A 16572-nucleotide genomic window follows, 5' to 3' on the forward strand; every position below is an offset into this window, starting at 1 on the left:
GATTTTTACTGTCAATTTTAACCAGTAGTAGAGCAATACTGTTCGGTTAAGGAAAAAGAGGGGGGTAAGATCAAGAGAAATTTGTTCGCGTATTTATTGCGAGAACTAGAGACTAAAAAAAGATGGACAAATTCTCATACACTCAAACTATGAGAGAGAAAATAGTTAAACTATGAAATTATAAATTGAGAAACAATAAATTACCGTAGCGTCAAACTAAATAGATTCAACTTGCACGTTTAATAATTTGAAAAGATAACTGTTGTCTTGGAGTACAATTATTCCTGTGACTTCGTTTTTTACTCTTAAACTTAGAACGAGCCTTCTTCACCACTCTAGGATTACTTCGCTGTTGTCGTAAAGGTATTTCTAAATCAGAAATTTCCGCCATTAACCAACTATAATATAAATTAATATCCACATTCGTATTTATCTGGCGTTGGAACTCAGGAATAGCACGCCGAATCACTCGTAAACTCCCAACAAAACTTAACCTTAAAGGAGAAATATTCTTCAAATTGCTACTTTGAAACATCAAACAACGTAAACAATAATGAGCCAACAACCAACCATAAAGTTCTTGCACCACTTCACGAGGATTCTTAGAACGAATAGGAATTTTCCTTGCTAATAGATGTACTTTCAACTCATCTAAAGTATTCTCAGCTTCCCATCGCTTATGGTACTCTTGTGCTAACAGCAAAGCCGGAAACTTATCAACATCCATTAAATTAGTAATCAACCGATAGGTTTTTAGAGTACTATCCTCCTCAATCACATATTCAATAATACGAACTGAAATTCGGGTTGCCCCCTTCTTTCTTGACTGTCCATCAGGTGCAATCCAAGATAAATAAGAACCATCTGCCAACGTTTTTACTACTTGAAACTTCACATGGGCAGGAACACGACCAAGGAAATGACCTTGTTGTTGGATGACAGTATGAACCATCTTAAAAGAATGCAATCCTCTGTCCCACATTAATAACATACTAGAATTAATACTGCGTAGTAATTTTAAAGCACCTCTTCTTTCTCCAATACGATAGGGAGAACAAAAAGCATCTATAATTAAATGAGTACCTGCTTCTACCAAAAAGACTAATCTGACTTTAGGAAAGCCTGGATATGTCCCTTTAGGAGAACCAGGATAGCCAAAGACTCTAGCATTTGTGGGAGTATCTGGAACATCAAAAACTGTTCCGTCTACAGCCATAATTCTGAATTCCCCCAAAAAAGCATCAGGTGTTAATATTGTTGCTAAGGGCTTTGCCACCAGTTCAAATAACCTTCTCATTACAGCTGCTCCGGTTCTTTGACGGGCTTCTGTAATTGATGAAGCAGATGGGGGTTGAAGACGTAAACCTGATGGTATGTGTAAAGAACTCAAACCATGAATGAGATTTTTGAACACATCAACAATTGAATCAGATGACCAAAAACTCAAGGCAATGACTAAGGTAACTATGACATAAGTTGGTAATATTCTGAGTCTTCGTTGAGAGCTACAAGTAGTTTCAATAGCCTTGGTGATGGTTTGAGCCGGAATTACCTGTGACAAAGCTAAAAGTATTTGTTGAGAATCTAGACAGGCTGTTTGTGCCTGAAAATTTACCAGTGGCATATGCTAAGAACAAAAATTTTTGTAGAATTTTAGTCTAATGGTCATAATATATTAAATGTTACTTAGTTCTCGAACACATTTCGAGAACATATAAATGTTATTGATCATGTCCACAAAAGAAGATGATCTCATTGCCAGAGCGGAACTGTTGCAACAGGCGATTGCGACTTTGCATCTGATGATTCAACAAATTAAAGCGGTGGGGGAAATTGCGCCTCCTGGTTGTTCTGTTTCCCGTTACCAAGCACGCGGTAAACAAGGGGTTTATTGGTACTACAAGTTACACGCTTCTCAAGCAATTTTCCCTACTTCTCAACCAGGTAAGTTAACCAAATACAAGCATTTAGGGAAAGCTGGAAGTCCTGCTCACATTGATGCGGTTCTCTCGGTTGCTCGAAGGACTCAGGTTGATTACTTACAATCATGTATTGATTCTCTCCGACAAAACTGGGCTGACTTATACAACAGTCTCAAAGAGAAAAAGTAAGTCTCTCAACTTTTTATTGTTCTCGCAATAAATACGCGAACAAATTTTTCTTGATCTGACCCCCTCTTTTTCCTTAACCGAACAGTATTGCAACACGATCTGGGTCAACAAAGCAAAGTTTCACCTGTTTACCTTGTTGAGAAAGAACTCTGCCTAACCGAACCAAAGAAGCAGCCAACCAAGAACCAGTACCACCACACCCAACTAACCACAGTTCTATTTTCGAGTAGTTGAAACTCACGACAGGACAAGCAATTGCCAAATCAAGATTTAGCTCCATAAGTTCTCCATCACGTTGATGGGCGGTACATCAGTACTGTAAAATTTGCATCCAGATAAAAGCGAGACATCAACCATGAAAAAGTCTCGCTCAATGTCAAACACTGCTCTAGCAGGTACATCCCAACAGTGGCGAAACAGTCCAACCCGTAATTTAATCTCTGGTTTTTTGGTATTAACTCGACCTAGTACCGCATAGATACGAAAGCCAGATTCGTCAGCGTTATCATTAGTAGAGAAAAAGGCAGCTAAGGAACCGTGGGAATGGATATCGAAAGCCGCTTTATGGTGGGAAGAGTCGCTACCAGAATGGGTTGGCTGACAGCTAGTTGGAGTTTGAATTTGCTGTGGGACTTGTAAATCCCAGCCTGCATCAGTACAGTGGAGGTGAAAGAGAATTTCGTGAAATTGATTGCCAGCTTGATAACTCAACCGCCACATTTCCAGTAGCAGAGCTTTGGGAATTAAGGGAGTGACTTTGAGATAAGGCGTTAAATGAGGTAGCCCTTTGATAGTTTGGGTACTCAAGCAAATGGGCATTAATACCTCTATACCAGGACGAATGGCTCTAGCAAAGATGCCATTTCCGGCATAAAGGTACTCTAGTCCACTGCTGGTGTGTGTAGGCAGAGATGAAGATGTGACAATTTTGTAACCAATAATACCTTCAAGCAATAGGTTCATCAAGGATTTCCTGCACAAGCATAGCGACACTTTTTTGATTGCCGATAGGCACAAGGTCAGATACAGGATAGGTTGCGCGTCTACATCTTTTGTGCAGTTTTAGAAGTTGCTGGCGAACATCCTTGCGGTATTTCTGTGATTTACTTATTGTTAAATGGTTGGTGAAAATACTAGAAATAAACAAATTCCAAGCATGGTTAATTGATAGACCATTAGCAGCAGGTGGTTCGTTCACTCCCCAACACACCTGTCCAGAACTGTAGACATTGGGTAGTGGCGCATGAAAGGCCGGCGCTTGAGGAGTAAACTCTTGTTCTTGAATTGCCCAAACCCAATACTTTAGTCCCTTACCCACAAACACCATTGCAGGTAGTGGAACAGTTAAAGAACCAAGTTCATCGCAATTGATCGTATGAGTGGCTAGTGGGATAAATTTCACCAAATATGTGTCTGTACTGCCCGTACCCCAACGCACAATTCCTGGTTCCATCCAACCAGTATCAATTGGTTCGTTGCTGAAAGCAGTTCTCAAAGCTTCGGGTGAAATGCATTTGTAAATATGAGCTTCGGGAATTTTTATGTCTTTGTGGTGGAAGATGTAAATGCCATCCAAAAATAGCAATTCTGCTTCAATTACTGGAGATTTTCGGGGATGGTCTGCCAAAATTGCTTGTAAAATCTCGCCTGATAAAATTGCTGTCGATGTGGTTTCAATTAACGTGGTTTCGATGCTTGTTTCCATAGCCCTGTTTTGTCACTCTGGCAGTAGTATAATAAGGTAAAAATGCTAGAACCAAGACACAGAGCATGGTACAGCCCCGTCCAGCCGCACCAACAGTCAAATTTGTGGACGAATATTGCCAGTGGTATAAAAGTCTGTTTCCAGATGTTAGGAGTTTCGAGGCTTTTAAATATCTCCATGTAGGCTGCATTTCTGATCTAAAACGTAAAACATTGCCAGAAATAGCAAAAATCGTAGGATTAGATAACCAGCAAGGGTTGCATCATTTTCTAACTACATCACCTTGGGATATAGAAAAGTTAAGAACCTTAAGGTTAGAGTTAATTTTACAAGTGCTAAAAGGTAGACCAATCATTTTAATTATTGATGAGACAGGGGATAAAAAGAAAGGGAGCAAGACAGATTATGTGAAACGGCAGTATATAGGAAATTTGGGAAAAACAGATAATGGAATTGTGGCAGTGACAGTATATGGTGTTTTCTGTGGGATGACATTTCCATTACTGTTTGAAGTGTATAAACCCAGGGAAAGATTACAGGCAGGAGATAAGTACCGCACTAAACCAGAAATAGCAGCAATACTGATAAAAAAGCTACAATCAATGGGTTTTAAATTCAACTTAGTACTTGCAGATAGCTTATATGGAGAGAGTGGTAAGAATTTCATATCTGTATTAGATGAACTAAACTTGAACTATATAGTAGCGATTCGGTCAAATCATTATGTAGAAATACTTCCACGACAACATATTCAATATTTAAAGTGGCAGAAGTTTCAAAGGGTATTCTCTGACTTGAGTCGGGAAAATCGATTTATTAGAGAAATTATTCCGGGAAAACGTGGAGAACTTAGATATTGGCAAATTACTACAGATCCAGAAAATTTGCCTGATAACACTACTTGGTATGTGATGAGTAAATATCCAGACATTACGCCAAGAGAAGTTGGAAATTTTTACGGTTTAAGAACTTGGGTCGAGTACGGGTTAAAACAAAGTAAGAATGAATTAGGTTGGTCAGATTTTCGCCTGACTCACTACCCAGATATTGAGCGATGGTGGGAAATTATTTGCAGTGCTTATTTAATGGTTAGTCTGCATTCGGAGCAACTGTTTCAGTCTCCATCACAACGAGAGTCAAAATTTGTTTCACATCCTTGGTGGGATAATGGAAATGGCTGGAAGAACATTCTTAACAATCTTCGTTTGATTATTCAACCTTTTACTTTATTTAATCTGATATATCCCTGGTTAACGGTTTTTCCTATTCCTCAATTAGCTTTGGGTTTTTTTAAACTTCAATCTATTATTTATAGCCTCACCAGTTCAATTTTTATATCCCTGATTCACCCTGATTTCTACTTTTCCTCTGCCTAGAGTGACAAAAGAGGGATAGTTTTAGTAGGATTTGAGCATGAGGTTTTAAGTCTGCTTCTAACCAATCTATTAAGTTAGCTGCACAGTTCAGCATTCGGTCAGCTTGCTGCCATTTTCTGGTAAGAAAATCAATAGATGCTTTCGACCAAGGTAAAGAGGTGCAGTGAGGTTGGTGGTAATAATCGTCTGCGTATTCGTCCAACCAAAGGTTTTTAGTTTCATGGTCTAGCAGTTTTAAAGTTAAAGGCAGAAACTTTAAAGGATTATCTAAGTTATGACACTGCCGTTTTAGTTTTTTGTAGTCAATTTTGTCTGGGTGGTCGATGTTACTGTACGTAATTTCGTAAATTGCAAATTCACTATCAAACCAATCGCTACCTTCTGGGTCTATGTCATCAAGCCAACAGCGACCATTATGGCTAAAAGGTAAAAGTAGTTGCCAACCGTCTTTAAGATGTTCAATTTCTCCATCCATTGTCCAATCAATACCCATTGGTGTAATAGGAATACTGTGCAATCTTTGTTCGTAGGCTGTTTCTATAGTCCAGTCGGATAAGGGAAACAAATGAGCGTAAATCAGTACAATGAATTCCAGTTCTCTGGGACTATGGCAATCTATATCTGTAGGTGAATAAATAGTGGCTTGACTCGCTTTCCATTCGTTAGGGAAGTAGTGCTGATAAAGTCCTAATAAGGAGTAGATATTGAGTTGGGTTTCCAGATATTCAAGTGATTTAGTAGCATCTAAGGTAAATTGATACTGACTAAGGCTGTAAATTGCCTCTGCCATACTGAGGGGTACAAGGTGAGACATCTTTTAGTGCGACTTGTCATTTATTGGGGTCGGAATTGAACAACACAGAGACAGCGTTAGGGTGTGGGGTGGACTTCAGTCAAAATGCAAACTGCTGTAATTCGGACAATAATTTATCCCTCAAGTCAATTTCCAACCCCTTTTGTTAGCAGTCAAAAACCTTCAAGGATAACGCTAGATGTGGGAATGCTGGCTTTCAGGAATTTTAGGGTTTGGTTGATTGAGTGAGAAAATTTTGTCCCTGATGCGATCGCCTCTTCAATCTGGATTGATAGCTGTTCTGCATTTTGCCAGTCAATTCCCGTGACGACCTGACGTTGACGCATTTGGTAGCACATTTGGACTGCGGGGTTGATTTCTTCAGGAGCCACTATCAGGAAATCTAGACAAGAAGCACCTTTTTTACCGGGCTTCTTGATGATGTGAATGGGTTCTCCTGGTTGACGCTCAATGTCTGCGTTTGCCAGTTCAGCGCACAGAGGAGTGAAAGCATCCCGTAGTAATTGGTCGTCAACCGCGATCGCCTCCGGAATCCAGTGTTGTTGACCTTCGTAGATAACAAGTAATTTGTTGCTATTTGTAGTATTCATGGCATTTAAAACAGTGAAATCTGCGTAGTATTGCTAGCTGGCTTAGTAGTATCTGAGCTAGTAGTTTGAGTACGAATTGGAGTCTGGGGAATGTGTGCCTTATTAATTTTGGCACCTTGAGTCTGGACTAGATTCCGGCGAATTTGACGGTTAGGAAAATCAGCTTTCAGTTCGTCTAGTAGTTGAACAATTGCAGGTGGTAAATCACCTAGTTCTTCTTGATTGAGCATGGTAACTACAGGGAAATCACCGTGACTACTGGCAGCAATCATTACAGGTCTATCTCCTGCTTGTTGTTTAGGTAGTAGAGTGATAACGATTTGAACTTTGCATTGCTCGAAAATAAATGGCTCTAGTTGATTTACCCTGTTGGTAGCAAATGTTTCTATCTCATCACCCTCTAACTGATGAGAATAGATTTCATCGTCGGTGTAGTTATTTTCATCACTTACTGGTTCTAAAAGTTGCAAGAAGTTAGGTTTACCTGCACGCAAGCGTTCCCTGTCAAATAGCAATCCTAAAGCTTGGAATTGTTCTTCAGCAGTAGTTTTTCCCTGTGGTTCCCAAATGTAAGATTTTAAGGTTTCAGGTGTAACAGTGAGATTGGCTTTGACAATGGCCTGTTCTGGTGTTAGCCATTTTTTGGTCATAACTTTTTGGGCTTTGTTAATGGTGTGCAAGCGGTTGTGGCGGTAGCCAAAAGCAAAAACTGTTTTTGAGAGTCGAGTACTGCTAGACTAAAAACGTATCCCGTTTGCTTTTCTTCAGGAGCCATGTCTACGGTAATTACCCAATCCCTGACCCTGGAGGAGTTTCTCAAACTACCAGAAACAAAGCCTGCCAGCGAATATATTAATGGTGAGATTATTCAGAAACCAATGCCAAAAGGGAAGCATAGCCGATTACAGTTAAGGCTGTGCAACAGTATCAACGATGTTGCCGAAAGCCTGCATATTGCTTATGCCTTTCCAGAACTGCGCTGTAGTTTTGGTATTCGCTCAGTAGTACCTGATGTAGCGGTTTTTAACTGGTCGCGTATTCCCTTTGCTGCTGATGGGGAAGCACCCAATGATTTTCTGCTTCCTCCAGACTGGACAATTGAAATTCTTTCTCCCGAACAAAGTTCAAATCGAGTCACAGGTAATATTCTTTATTGCTTAGATCATGGTTGCCAATTAGGTTGGTTGATAGATCCAGAAGATCGTTCTATTTTAGTCTTCCGTCCAAATCAACAACCAGAACTTTTGCAGGGTGATGAGCGTTTGCCAGTGTTACCCGGGATAGACTTAGAATTAAGTGTTGCTCAGGTGTTTGGTTGGCTAAAAATGAGCAGTTAGAGAAGCACATGAAACACTATTTCTTTTAGGAAATAGCCTTAATCCAGTTATGTTACAACATATTTAGTTTTTATAGTCCCAATCTACTTACAGCTATTTTTAGGTCAATCAATCACATTTTTTAATTGCACACAAAGGCGGAAAGAAGAATATAAGAGTTTGATTTAAGAACATGAAAACTGTTGTAAGTTGCAAACAAGATTTATAATTAGCAGCCAACAAAACAGTGAAATTGCTACTGTTGGCTGCTCAATTAGTTAAAACTATTGCTAAGTTAAAAGCGCGTCTTTGAAGTCGTGGATTGCCGTTGCTGTTAAAGCATAGATAACTCGGCGCTTACGCTCGATATGAGTGCCATCTACAGGAATACCTTTTTTCCAAGCAGTAATAATAGCTTTCTTATCTGCTGAGTAAACAGTCTTTTCTCTGCGGTATTTAGGAGGCAATTGTTCTGCATCTATCAGCACCTCACAACTTGGTGGATTTTCTTTAATTGTGATGCGGAGTGAATTACCGATCATTTGTTCAGGTAAAATTCCGGTAGCGGTTTGTTGTAAAATTGTTTCATCTAATTTTTGTCGCCAGCGTTCTAGTCTTAATAGTGCTGATTGATGTACAGCTTTTAGATGTTCTAGCCGTTGCTTAATAGCCGCTATTTCAGCATCCAGTTGCAATGCTAGTTCTGCTTGGATATCAATAACTTCTTCTTGAACTTCCTGAGTTTCCCAAATAGCGGTAATAATAGCAGCTTCCTCTTCAGGAGTCTGGCAATTAGTCAACTGTTCCCAGAGATGAGCAGCAGTTTGGGAAAGTCCTGCTAAGGATTGTTGAGCGAGTACTAAATTCATAACTACCACTCCTGACAAACTTGGTAGTATTCATATTCAACCTCAATTTGTTCTAAAATAGCTATAGTGCCTGAATCTAAATTAGTATTGTCATATAAATGTGAAGTGACCTTTTGTGTAAGTTGAGGATTTTTACAAGCAGTAGTAGTTGAGTTAGGTGATGTTGAAGTTGTTTTCAATGTTTGCATAAACTTTGCTTGCTTAACGCCAGAAACAATGGCGCGATAGCGCGTCTGGTAAGCGCAGCAACTTTCTCTGGCAATAGCTAGGATTTCAAATCCTGACACAATTATCCTAAAAATTCCAATTTATTAGTCGTTTTGTTCTTTGCATTGCCTCAGTTGAATCTGGTTTAATTGCCAATGCTTTAGCATAAGCAATACTAGCTTCTTGCTATTGATTTAATTATTAAACACAAGCAACCTGATAACTACTAATGTCTACTGGCTATTATCCGGTTATCCTTTATCCACCGTTAGCAAGGCGGTTTGCTAACAGCGATCAAAAAATGGGGTATTTAAAAGCATTGTTTCAAGGATACATTGCATTACCAGATGGAAATGGTACAGCCAAGCAAGGCGTGAGTGAAAAGGAGTTTTTTCGCTATTTACTGTGTGCGTTTCCAGGAAATCTTATCTGTCAAGCTGTTGAATTTGAAATTCCTGGTTCACCCCGACGCTATTCAGCCGATTTTATCCTTTACCATCAATCTTCTGGATTAGCTCTCGATATTGAGATTGATGAACCTTATACTGGAGACACAGGTAAACCTCACCACTGTATTGATGTTGATGACGATAAAATCCGTAACCGTTTTTTCTTGCAACGCAATTGGTGTGTGGTGAGATTTGCAGAAGTTCAGGTGGTACGTCATCCTTGGAGTTGCTGTAAGGCGATCGCTCAAATCATCGCTCGGTTGACTGGAGATGATAGTGTATTCATATTATTGCAAAGATTGGCTGATGTTCCTTTACAAAAACAGTGGACAAAGCGTGAGGCTAGGCTGATGGCTAAGAACAATTATCGCCAGTCTTATCTGCAAAAAATGGTAAATTCAACCTAAAAATAGTAACTTCAATACTCATCTTTTACCCAATAGAGAAAAGCCCGCCCCTACAAAATATTCTGTCAATTCCCAGATCAAATAAAATTGAAATTTTAATACAAAAGCTAACTCTGGTGACTATTATTCAAGTTCCCAACTTTGCGGCTGTGGTATTCGACTTTGCTTGGGTTGCTGTTTGTTCAGGGTTAGCATCCCATTCCAGCCTGCTTCACCGGGAGAAACTTTTTTGGCTTGAGGTAGTTCAGCTAGTATCTCAGCTATCAAGTCCTCAACTTTCTCATTATCTTTAAAAGCAATGACCACTGTATCGATCGCTTGCAAAAGTTCTAGAGGTAATTGCTCGCTATCGTCTACACTCCAATACAATGTAGGTTTGCGCTTTTCTTTATCAAAAGTTGATTCTAAGGCAATGACAGAGAGAACTTCAATCGGGTCACTTAGTAGCACTGCTCTTTTGACTGTGGTATCTGTAGCAATCCAAAAACTACCATTTTTTGTGCGTTCAGAGTTAACGGAAATAACGGTGAAGTTACCTGCTGGTTCTAACTGCTTGGCAAGCGTTGGAAGATCATCGAGCGTGCGTTCCACAAATATTGCTTGACCTGCAAGACTTGCATAGAGCCAACCCTTTTCATACAGTTCTGCAAGCAGAGAATTGGGTAAATTGTACTGCTGGCTTAGGTTTAGGCGTATTTGCTCCCAGTTTGCTGGTTCTGGTATGGGTAAGGAATTGGTCACAGAAACAGAGAACGCAGTATTTTCAACTTGCTCTATTAGCTTCTTTGTGCATTTGTCATCCTTTTTTGGCGCTGCTATTGTGGGATTTTCAACAGCTTGGTCTATCAGTTTTTGAATGCGTTGATCATCCCGCTTGGGACTGTAGTTTACACCGCGATGCTTTTGTAAACCAGGAAAGGTATATGCTTTACCGAGATGTGTACCACTAAAAGCTACACCGTCAAGTTGGTAACTTATGCCTTTGACTTTGCCTGTGCGAGTATAACCGACGCGGACATTAATACCTTGTTGTTGCGATCGCTCTATTAACTCTGACATAGTGGGATGGTCGTGTGTTGCTTGGTCGAGCGATCGCTGGAGTCTCACTCTAACGCTTTCCTCTCCAGTTCTGGCAAGTTGCCTACGTTCGCCAGTAGTTGGACTGTGCTTATCTTTTTCCCAACTTGGTTGCACCGATTGTAAATTGTATTCCTGCTCCAACTTGCGAATTACCGCTTCACTTCTGCGATAATCCCAGCTATCAGAAACTGTAGTGCCATCTAAGCGAATGCGACTGGCAACAATATGTATATGGTCATGTTCTCGATCAATATGACGCACTACTGTATATTGATTCATGTCAAAACACATTGCTTGCAAATATTTTTGGGTAATTTCATGCCAAGTTTCATCATCCAAACTCTCTTGGTGAGGCAAGCTGAGGGAAGCATGATAAACAGCCCTACTAACTTTTGGGTTTAGTTGTCTAGAGAACCGGAACTCAGCCGCCAGTTCTCGTGGGTTGTTTCCTTCCATGTTCCCACCAATTTGTTTAGCTCCTTCTTTACCAAAGAGATAGTTTAATAGCCCTCGAAAACTTTTGCCTTTAACCCTCTTTTGTCACTCTAGGCAGAGGAAAAGTAGAAATCAGGGTGAATCAGGGATATAAAAATTGAACTGGTGAGGCTATAAATAATAGATTGAAGTTTAAAAAAACCCAAAGCTAATTGAGGAATAGGAAAAACCGTTAACCAGGGATATATCAGATTAAATAAAGTAAAAGGTTGAATAATCAAACGAAGATTGTTAAGAATGTTCTTCCAGCCATTTCCATTATCCCACCAAGGATGTGAAACAAATTTTGACTCTCGTTGTGATGGAGACTGAAACAGTTGCTCCGAATGCAGACTAACCATTAAATAAGCACTGCAAATAATTTCCCACCATCGCTCAATATCTGGGTAGTGAGTCAGGCGAAAATCTGACCAACCTAATTCATTCTTACTTTGTTTTAACCCGTACTCGACCCAAGTTCTTAAACCGTAAAAATTTCCAACTTCTCTTGGCGTAATGTCTGGATATTTACTCATCACATACCAAGTAGTGTTATCAGGCAAATTTTCTGGATCTGTAGTAATTTGCCAATATCTAAGTTCTCCACGTTTTCCCGGAATAATTTCTCTAATAAATCGATTTTCCCGACTCAAGTCAGAGAATACCCTTTGAAACTTCTGCCACTTTAAATATTGAATATGTTGTCGTGGAAGTATTTCTACATAATGATTTGACCGAATCGCTACTATATAGTTCAAGTTTAGTTCATCTAATACAGATATGAAATTCTTACCACTCTCTCCATATAAGCTATCTGCAAGTACTAAGTTGAATTTAAAACCCATTGATTGTAGCTTTTTTATCAGTATTGCTGCTATTTCTGGTTTAGTGCGGTACTTATCTCCTGCCTGTAATCTTTCCCTGGGTTTATACACTTCAAACAGTAATGGAAATGTCATCCCACAGAAAACACCATATACTGTCACTGCCACAATTCCATTATCTGTTTTTCCCAAATTTCCTATATACTGCCGTTTCACATAATCTGTCTTGCTCCCTTTCTTTTTATCCCCTGTCTCATCAATAATTAAAATGATTGGTCTACCTTTTAGCACTTGTAAAATTAACTCTAACCTTAAGGTTCTTAACTTTTCTATATCCCAAGGTGATGTAGTTAGAAAATGATGCAACCCTTGCTGGTTATCTAATCCTACGATTTTTGCTATTTCTGGCAATGTTTTACGTTTTAGATCAGAAATGCAGCCTACATGGAGATATTTAAAAGCCTCGAAACTCCTAACATCTGGAAACAGACTTTTATACCACTGGCAATATTCGTCCACAAATTTGACTGTTGGTGCGGCTGGACGGGGCTGTACCATGCTCTGTGTCTTGGTTCTAGCATTTTTACCTTATTATACTACTGCCAGAGTGACAAAACAGGGTTAATCTGCTTGCCAATCACGCTTAATCTTGTAAATCGCCGATCAAATCGATTTCAGTAATCTCTCGTCGCACTTGTTTCACCATATTCCTAAGTTGTTCTAACAATGTTCTATTTACAACAATCGGTTCTCCCATCAGTACTGAAGTATTGATTGCTTTAGTTATTTGATTGAGATTGTTGCCAATTTTACCTAGCTCCCAGTAAGTTTGACCAGCCACTTTAGTGACACGCCGGGGCAATTGGTTTTTTAGAGTCTTGCTACGAAACAATTCACTAATTGTGAGATCGTTTTCAAATGCCATCTGCTGTGCTTTTTCATATTCTTTTGGAGTCAATCTAATATCTATCCTTAATGAGCGCTTTTGCATTACCAGTGCATTAGTTATTAGTTTTTTCAGTTTGACAGTATTGTTACGAGTAGTCATTGACCAACTGTCTATTTTTGAATTTGTAATGCAAAAACAACAAATTTAGTACCATCGCTACGCACTTCTATTACTGTGCTAGAGTGCTGTAGGCGATCGCTGTCTTGCACCATCACAGCTAGTTTTGATTGTTTTCGTATCATCTTCCCCTCTGTCACGGTGGTTGACCTACTGAGGTAGGGGAACCGTGAAAGGAGGGCAAGCTTGTTGCCGCACCTGGGGGTGCGTTTTTTCTCCCAAGAAAAAATGTCCGGACAGCAACATAGCTTGCTACTCACCAAAGGTTTTTTTGGGCTACTCGAATCAACTGCTGGATGAATATGTAATGGATCTCCGATGGATTTGTATTGGATCTCTCATAGCATATTATTTGTCAATAATTTATCATTGTTGCAACTAAAAATTATACATAGAATACGTATGTCATCCAAATGGATCTCTATTGGATCAACATTGTCACTGTAATGAATCTGCAATGGCTCGTTCGTGGAACTGGCATGGATCTGTGATGGCACACTTTTCTAAATCGAATTTCTTAGCAGAAAAGTAAGGACTTAATTAACAGCAGCGAAAAAAATAACCAACTGGATAAAATTTGCCTCCAACAAAATGGTCAGTAGAGTGATGTTCACAGTCAATATTTGCATTTAAGTTAAAAGCAGCTTTTATGGATAATCACAACCACAGTCAATGTCAAACCTGATAGTCAGTTTTGACCCTGGTGCTTCCTTGACCAAGATTGTTTACGAACTAGCAACTGAAGGCAAACCATGTTTGATGACAATGGAACCAGAGATGCTGAAGTTGCCTCAAAGTTCGATTGACGCTTATATGTCGAGTCGCAAGGGTCTTGAATCTCCTAAACCAGTAGATGAAGCCTGGGTGTCAAGTTCTGCAAATGGTGATACACAATGTACAGTAGTTGGATTCCTGGCACGGCAGTTTTCAGCATCTGCCAGACTCGATAAGCTCAAGTACGAAACCTCAATTCACAAAGCCTTGGCGGTTATTGGTGCGATCGCTCAACACAACAAATTGCCTAACAGGTTTTCACTATCACTGACCTCACTACTGCCCTATGGTGAATATCAAAATCGTCAAGCATTTGAGCAACAATTGCAATCTGCACTCAAGGATTTTAGATTTCGGGGTCAAAGATTGCGGGTGAAGCTGGAGCGATTCGAGTGCTTACCCGAAGGTGCGGGATTGGCAATGATACGCCAACGCCAGAATGGTAAAGAATGGTTCAACGCCCAAACCATCGCAGTGCTAATGTTCGGGCATCGCAATACCAGCCTTCTATTATTTGAACGGGGTAAGATGACGGCGGGTTACACCAATGGGCTGGGCTTTCACCAAATGGTAAAGCGAGTAATTGAGCGCACATCTGGGCAGGATGCCACTGCTTTAACCTCTGCCATCTATGCAGCCGGTTCAGATATCACGACTGATAACCAAGCAATTCGCACTCTGGTCAAAAGTAGAGAACCTAAAAATCTTGATTATGAATTGCAGATGATTGTTAATGCCATTGCTACTGCTAAAGCTGAGTATTGGTCTAGGCTTTACGATTGGCTGGAATCAACTTTACCTGCGGTGAACGAGGTGATTTTGAGTGGTGGCGCAGCATTGTACTTAGAGCAAGAGTTACAAGACTGCTTTCAAGAAATTTCAACTTATTGGGGAGCTGATTTACAGCAGCAGGTACAAGAAGTATTCAAGGATAAAAGTAATGATTATTGCCATACTTTCCGAGAGCAGGAAGCTTTGTCGTTTAGGTTGATTGATGCGTTTGGTTTGTTTATGCGGTTTAGAGCGCAAATCGAGAAGGTAGCATGACTATGACTAATAATAAATTACGTGAAAATCATGACACTAATAGACAGCGCAAAATTTTTAGATTTTCTTACCATCCTTACTCAAATACGGTAGACGGGCAATTAATTGCATATTTGCAACAGGGAGATGAAGTGCGTTCTAGCAAAGAGATGGTATTACAGGCATTACGAATGTGCTGGTTGCCTTTAGCATACAAAGCACAAGCAGATACAGGTGTAGATATTAGCGATCAAGAACTACGTCGGGTAGGGTTGATTTGTTGTCATGCCCTGGAACAACATTTGGCTTATTTGCGGATGGAACTAGGATTACCACATAAATCAAGTGATGTTTTGCCTATGCCTATAAGCACTATGACCAATCCTCAAACGCTTGCTACTATGTTCGGTCTAGATACAAGTAATTCTAGTCACAGTAATCCCGATCATAGTAGTAGCCAAAATAAAGGTAGTAGTAATAGCAATAACAATGGTAGCAGCAAGCCAAAACACAAATTTGATTCTGACTCCTTCATTCCTGGCGAGGGGTCTTTCTATGATGAAACAGACAATATGTTTGAGGATATTTAAGTATTTATTAATGCACATTTAGTAAAATTGCCAAGGAGATTTCAGATGGCAGCAATTCACTTCGTTGATGGTGAAAAAGGTGGAGTAGGCAAGTCATTATTTGCACGCGTTATGGTGCAATACTGTATTGATAATAAACTATCTTATGAGTTAGTAGAAGCAGACCAAAGTAATCCAGATGTGGGTGCATTTTACCCAAATAATCATAAAAAAGCAGTTTTTAGCGAATCAGAGCGTAAAGCTTATGATGCTGATGAAATTTTTAATTTAGCACTCACAACTTCTGTAATTGTCAATTTGCCTGCTCAAGTCTACCCAGCAGTAACTGACTGGATTGAGCGTAATCAAATCCTAGAAATTACTGGAAAAAATAAGGTCAAAATATATAAATGGTTTGTTTGTAGTGGTGGATATGACAGTGTTCAATTATTTATTCAATCTCTAGAACGCTTTGAAAACAAGATTAAGCATATATTTGTACGCAATTGTGCTTTATGCGATGACTGGAAACACATAGATGGACGTAAGGATTTACAGGAATTAATCAAAGCTTATAAAGTAGCTGTCATCAATTTTCCCAAGTTCAGCTATCGAGAGCGGGATATCCTTGATGCTAATCAGATAAATTTTTCTGCGGCTAGAGATTATGGAGAGTTAGGTGTATTGGGTAAGCAGCGATTACACAATTTTCTCAAAAAAGCTTTTGAGGAAATTGAGAAAGCTAAAATTTGGAATCTGACCGTAGCTTCAATTACTTCCCCAACCGAAAAAGTTGATGATGCTAATGCCAACAGCAAAGTTGCTACCAAAAAGTAATCTAAATGACATCTCTGACCATGAAATTAGATTACCAAATGAGCTTGGGAAGGGGCGAATTAACTAAAAGTAAATACA

The 16572-nt window shown here is 39.6% G+C and carries 20 protein-coding genes; 7 read left to right on the plus strand and 13 right to left on the minus strand.

The annotated features are described in order from the left end of the window. Positions 1 to 226: 226 nt before the first annotated feature. Positions 227 to 1624, minus strand: coding sequence for an IS4 family transposase (locus HGR01_RS39130; protein WP_071989413.1), 1398 nt, complete (start codon positions 1622 to 1624; stop codon positions 227 to 229). Between the two features lie 106 nt (positions 1625 to 1730). On the opposite strand from HGR01_RS39130, the gene HGR01_RS39135 reads away from it, so the two are divergent. Continuing rightward, positions 1731 to 2111 carry a hypothetical protein gene (locus HGR01_RS39135; protein ID WP_045871336.1) on the plus strand — a complete coding sequence of 127 codons (381 nt, stop codon included), beginning with the start codon at positions 1731 to 1733 and terminating at the stop codon, positions 2109 to 2111. A gap of 73 nt (positions 2112 to 2184) precedes the next feature. Here the strand turns inward: HGR01_RS39135 and HGR01_RS39140 are convergent, their stop codons facing one another. From HGR01_RS39140 to HGR01_RS39150, 3 genes are read right to left on the minus strand one after another with little or no spacing between them, the layout of a single operon-like run. Continuing rightward, a complete protein-coding gene (locus HGR01_RS39140; protein WP_045873619.1) occupies positions 2185 to 2391 on the minus strand; it encodes a hypothetical protein in 207 nt (68 codons plus the stop codon). Then, on the minus strand, positions 2382 to 3074 hold the full coding sequence (locus tag HGR01_RS39145; protein ID WP_045873618.1) for a hypothetical protein: 693 nt from the start codon (positions 3072 to 3074) through the stop codon (positions 2382 to 2384). The genes HGR01_RS39140 and HGR01_RS39145 overlap by 10 nt, the downstream gene beginning before the upstream one ends. Then, positions 3058 to 3816, minus strand: a complete 759-nt coding sequence (locus HGR01_RS39150; RefSeq protein ID WP_045873617.1) for a hypothetical protein — start codon at positions 3814 to 3816, stop codon at positions 3058 to 3060. The genes HGR01_RS39145 and HGR01_RS39150 overlap by 17 nt, the downstream gene beginning before the upstream one ends. 65 nt (positions 3817 to 3881) lie before the next feature. Here HGR01_RS39150 and HGR01_RS39155 point away from each other — a divergent pair, with 65 nt between their 5' ends. Then, entirely contained in the window at positions 3882 to 5192 is a 1311-nt protein-coding gene (locus HGR01_RS39155) for an IS701 family transposase (RefSeq protein ID WP_096621593.1), read from the plus strand. Here HGR01_RS39155 and HGR01_RS39160 read toward each other — a convergent pair. The 3 genes from HGR01_RS39160 to HGR01_RS39170 all read right to left on the minus strand — a co-directional run bounded on the left by HGR01_RS39160 (position 5149) and on the right by HGR01_RS39170 (position 7246). Beyond that, positions 5149 to 6006 (minus strand): hypothetical protein, encoded by an 858-nt coding sequence (locus tag HGR01_RS39160; RefSeq protein ID WP_264267744.1) that lies wholly within the window; start codon positions 6004 to 6006, stop codon positions 5149 to 5151. The genes HGR01_RS39155 and HGR01_RS39160 overlap by 44 nt on opposite strands. Before the next feature lie 152 nt (positions 6007 to 6158). Next, complete coding sequence (locus tag HGR01_RS39165) at positions 6159 to 6596, minus strand: hypothetical protein (RefSeq protein ID WP_052335380.1); 438 nt, start codon at positions 6594 to 6596, stop codon at positions 6159 to 6161. A gap of 5 nt (positions 6597 to 6601) precedes the next feature. After that, positions 6602 to 7246: a hypothetical protein gene (locus HGR01_RS39170; RefSeq protein WP_045873615.1), complete on the minus strand. Its 645-nt coding sequence runs from the start codon at positions 7244 to 7246 to the stop codon at positions 6602 to 6604. A gap of 123 nt (positions 7247 to 7369) precedes the next feature. Between HGR01_RS39170 and HGR01_RS39175 the strand changes: the two genes are divergently transcribed. Beyond that, positions 7370 to 7933 (plus strand): Uma2 family endonuclease, encoded by a 564-nt coding sequence (locus HGR01_RS39175; RefSeq protein WP_045873614.1) that lies wholly within the window; start codon positions 7370 to 7372, stop codon positions 7931 to 7933. Positions 7934 to 8202: 269 nt separating this feature from the next. Here HGR01_RS39175 and HGR01_RS39180 read toward each other — a convergent pair whose 3' ends face one another. After that, positions 8203 to 8781 carry a siphovirus Gp157 family protein gene (locus tag HGR01_RS39180; protein WP_045873613.1) on the minus strand — a complete coding sequence of 193 codons (579 nt, stop codon included), beginning with the start codon at positions 8779 to 8781 and terminating at the stop codon, positions 8203 to 8205. Between the two features lie 2 nt (positions 8782 to 8783). Next, positions 8784 to 9068, minus strand: coding sequence for a hypothetical protein (locus HGR01_RS39185; protein ID WP_052335379.1), 285 nt, complete (start codon positions 9066 to 9068; stop codon positions 8784 to 8786). Positions 9069 to 9217: 149 nt separating this feature from the next. On the opposite strand from HGR01_RS39185, the gene HGR01_RS39190 reads away from it, so the two are divergent. Next, entirely contained in the window at positions 9218 to 9844 is a 627-nt protein-coding gene (locus tag HGR01_RS39190; protein ID WP_052335378.1) for a hypothetical protein, read from the plus strand. 123 nt (positions 9845 to 9967) lie between these two features. On the opposite strand, the gene HGR01_RS39195 is transcribed toward HGR01_RS39190, so the two are convergent. The 4 genes from HGR01_RS39195 to HGR01_RS39210 all read right to left on the minus strand — a co-directional run bounded on the left by HGR01_RS39195 (position 9968) and on the right by HGR01_RS39210 (position 13413). Beyond that, entirely contained in the window at positions 9968 to 11380 is a 1413-nt protein-coding gene (locus HGR01_RS39195; RefSeq protein ID WP_413777628.1) for a relaxase/mobilization nuclease domain-containing protein, read from the minus strand. 89 nt (positions 11381 to 11469) lie between these two features. Continuing rightward, positions 11470 to 12780 carry an IS701 family transposase gene (locus HGR01_RS39200; protein ID WP_096621593.1) on the minus strand — a complete coding sequence of 437 codons (1311 nt, stop codon included), beginning with the start codon at positions 12778 to 12780 and terminating at the stop codon, positions 11470 to 11472. Between the two features lie 85 nt (positions 12781 to 12865). Further along, positions 12866 to 13270: a plasmid mobilization protein gene (locus HGR01_RS39205; protein ID WP_228045841.1), complete on the minus strand. Its 405-nt coding sequence runs from the start codon at positions 13268 to 13270 to the stop codon at positions 12866 to 12868. A gap of 11 nt (positions 13271 to 13281) precedes the next feature. Further along, entirely contained in the window at positions 13282 to 13413 is a 132-nt protein-coding gene (locus tag HGR01_RS39210) for a hypothetical protein (RefSeq protein WP_255325355.1), read from the minus strand. Positions 13414 to 13960: 547 nt separating this feature from the next. On the opposite strand from HGR01_RS39210, the gene HGR01_RS39215 reads away from it, so the two are divergent. Genes HGR01_RS39215 through HGR01_RS39225 form a run of 3 tightly spaced genes read left to right on the plus strand, consistent with a single transcriptional unit; the run spans position 13961 to position 16494 of the window. Continuing rightward, positions 13961 to 15109: a ParM/StbA family protein gene (locus HGR01_RS39215; RefSeq protein ID WP_045873611.1), complete on the plus strand. Its 1149-nt coding sequence runs from the start codon at positions 13961 to 13963 to the stop codon at positions 15107 to 15109. Between the two features lie 2 nt (positions 15110 to 15111). Further along, on the plus strand, positions 15112 to 15678 hold the full coding sequence (locus HGR01_RS39220) for a hypothetical protein (protein ID WP_045873610.1): 567 nt from the start codon (positions 15112 to 15114) through the stop codon (positions 15676 to 15678). A 45-nt stretch (positions 15679 to 15723) separates the two neighbouring features. After that, on the plus strand, positions 15724 to 16494 hold the full coding sequence (locus HGR01_RS39225) for a mobilization protein (RefSeq protein WP_045873609.1): 771 nt from the start codon (positions 15724 to 15726) through the stop codon (positions 16492 to 16494). Positions 16495 to 16572: the final 78 nt, after the last annotated feature.

This window comes from Tolypothrix sp. PCC 7712, assembly GCF_025860405.1.
Classification (GTDB): domain Bacteria; phylum Cyanobacteriota; class Cyanobacteriia; order Cyanobacteriales; family Nostocaceae; genus Aulosira; species Aulosira diplosiphon.

Coding starts and splice junctions, on each gene's coding strand:
- HGR01_RS39215 (WP_045873611.1), top strand. CDS start 13,961: ATGTCAAACCTGATAGTCAGTTTTGACCCTGGTGCTTCCTTGACCAAG.
- HGR01_RS39210 (WP_255325355.1), bottom strand. CDS start 13,413: ATGATACGAAAACAATCAAAACTAGCTGTGATGGTGCAAGACAGCGAT.
- HGR01_RS39130 (WP_071989413.1), bottom strand. CDS start 1,624: ATGCCACTGGTAAATTTTCAGGCACAAACAGCCTGTCTAGATTCTCAA.
- HGR01_RS39170 (WP_045873615.1), bottom strand. CDS start 7,246: ATGACCAAAAAATGGCTAACACCAGAACAGGCCATTGTCAAAGCCAAT.
- HGR01_RS39135 (WP_045871336.1), top strand. CDS start 1,731: ATGTCCACAAAAGAAGATGATCTCATTGCCAGAGCGGAACTGTTGCAA.
- HGR01_RS39225 (WP_045873609.1), top strand. CDS start 15,724: ATGGCAGCAATTCACTTCGTTGATGGTGAAAAAGGTGGAGTAGGCAAG.
- HGR01_RS39155 (WP_096621593.1), top strand. CDS start 3,882: ATGGTACAGCCCCGTCCAGCCGCACCAACAGTCAAATTTGTGGACGAA.
- HGR01_RS39145 (WP_045873618.1), bottom strand. CDS start 3,074: ATGAACCTATTGCTTGAAGGTATTATTGGTTACAAAATTGTCACATCT.
- HGR01_RS39180 (WP_045873613.1), bottom strand. CDS start 8,781: ATGAATTTAGTACTCGCTCAACAATCCTTAGCAGGACTTTCCCAAACT.
- HGR01_RS39150 (WP_045873617.1), bottom strand. CDS start 3,816: ATGGAAACAAGCATCGAAACCACGTTAATTGAAACCACATCGACAGCA.
- HGR01_RS39200 (WP_096621593.1), bottom strand. CDS start 12,780: ATGGTACAGCCCCGTCCAGCCGCACCAACAGTCAAATTTGTGGACGAA.
- HGR01_RS39175 (WP_045873614.1), top strand. CDS start 7,370: ATGTCTACGGTAATTACCCAATCCCTGACCCTGGAGGAGTTTCTCAAA.
- HGR01_RS39165 (WP_052335380.1), bottom strand. CDS start 6,596: ATGAATACTACAAATAGCAACAAATTACTTGTTATCTACGAAGGTCAA.
- HGR01_RS39205 (WP_228045841.1), bottom strand. CDS start 13,270: ATGACTACTCGTAACAATACTGTCAAACTGAAAAAACTAATAACTAAT.
- HGR01_RS39190 (WP_052335378.1), top strand. CDS start 9,218: ATGTCTACTGGCTATTATCCGGTTATCCTTTATCCACCGTTAGCAAGG.
- HGR01_RS39220 (WP_045873610.1), top strand. CDS start 15,112: ATGACTAATAATAAATTACGTGAAAATCATGACACTAATAGACAGCGC.
- HGR01_RS39195 (WP_413777628.1), bottom strand. CDS start 11,380: ATGGAAGGAAACAACCCACGAGAACTGGCGGCTGAGTTCCGGTTCTCT.
- HGR01_RS39160 (WP_264267744.1), bottom strand. CDS start 6,006: ATGTCTCACCTTGTACCCCTCAGTATGGCAGAGGCAATTTACAGCCTT.
- HGR01_RS39140 (WP_045873619.1), bottom strand. CDS start 2,391: ATGGAGCTAAATCTTGATTTGGCAATTGCTTGTCCTGTCGTGAGTTTC.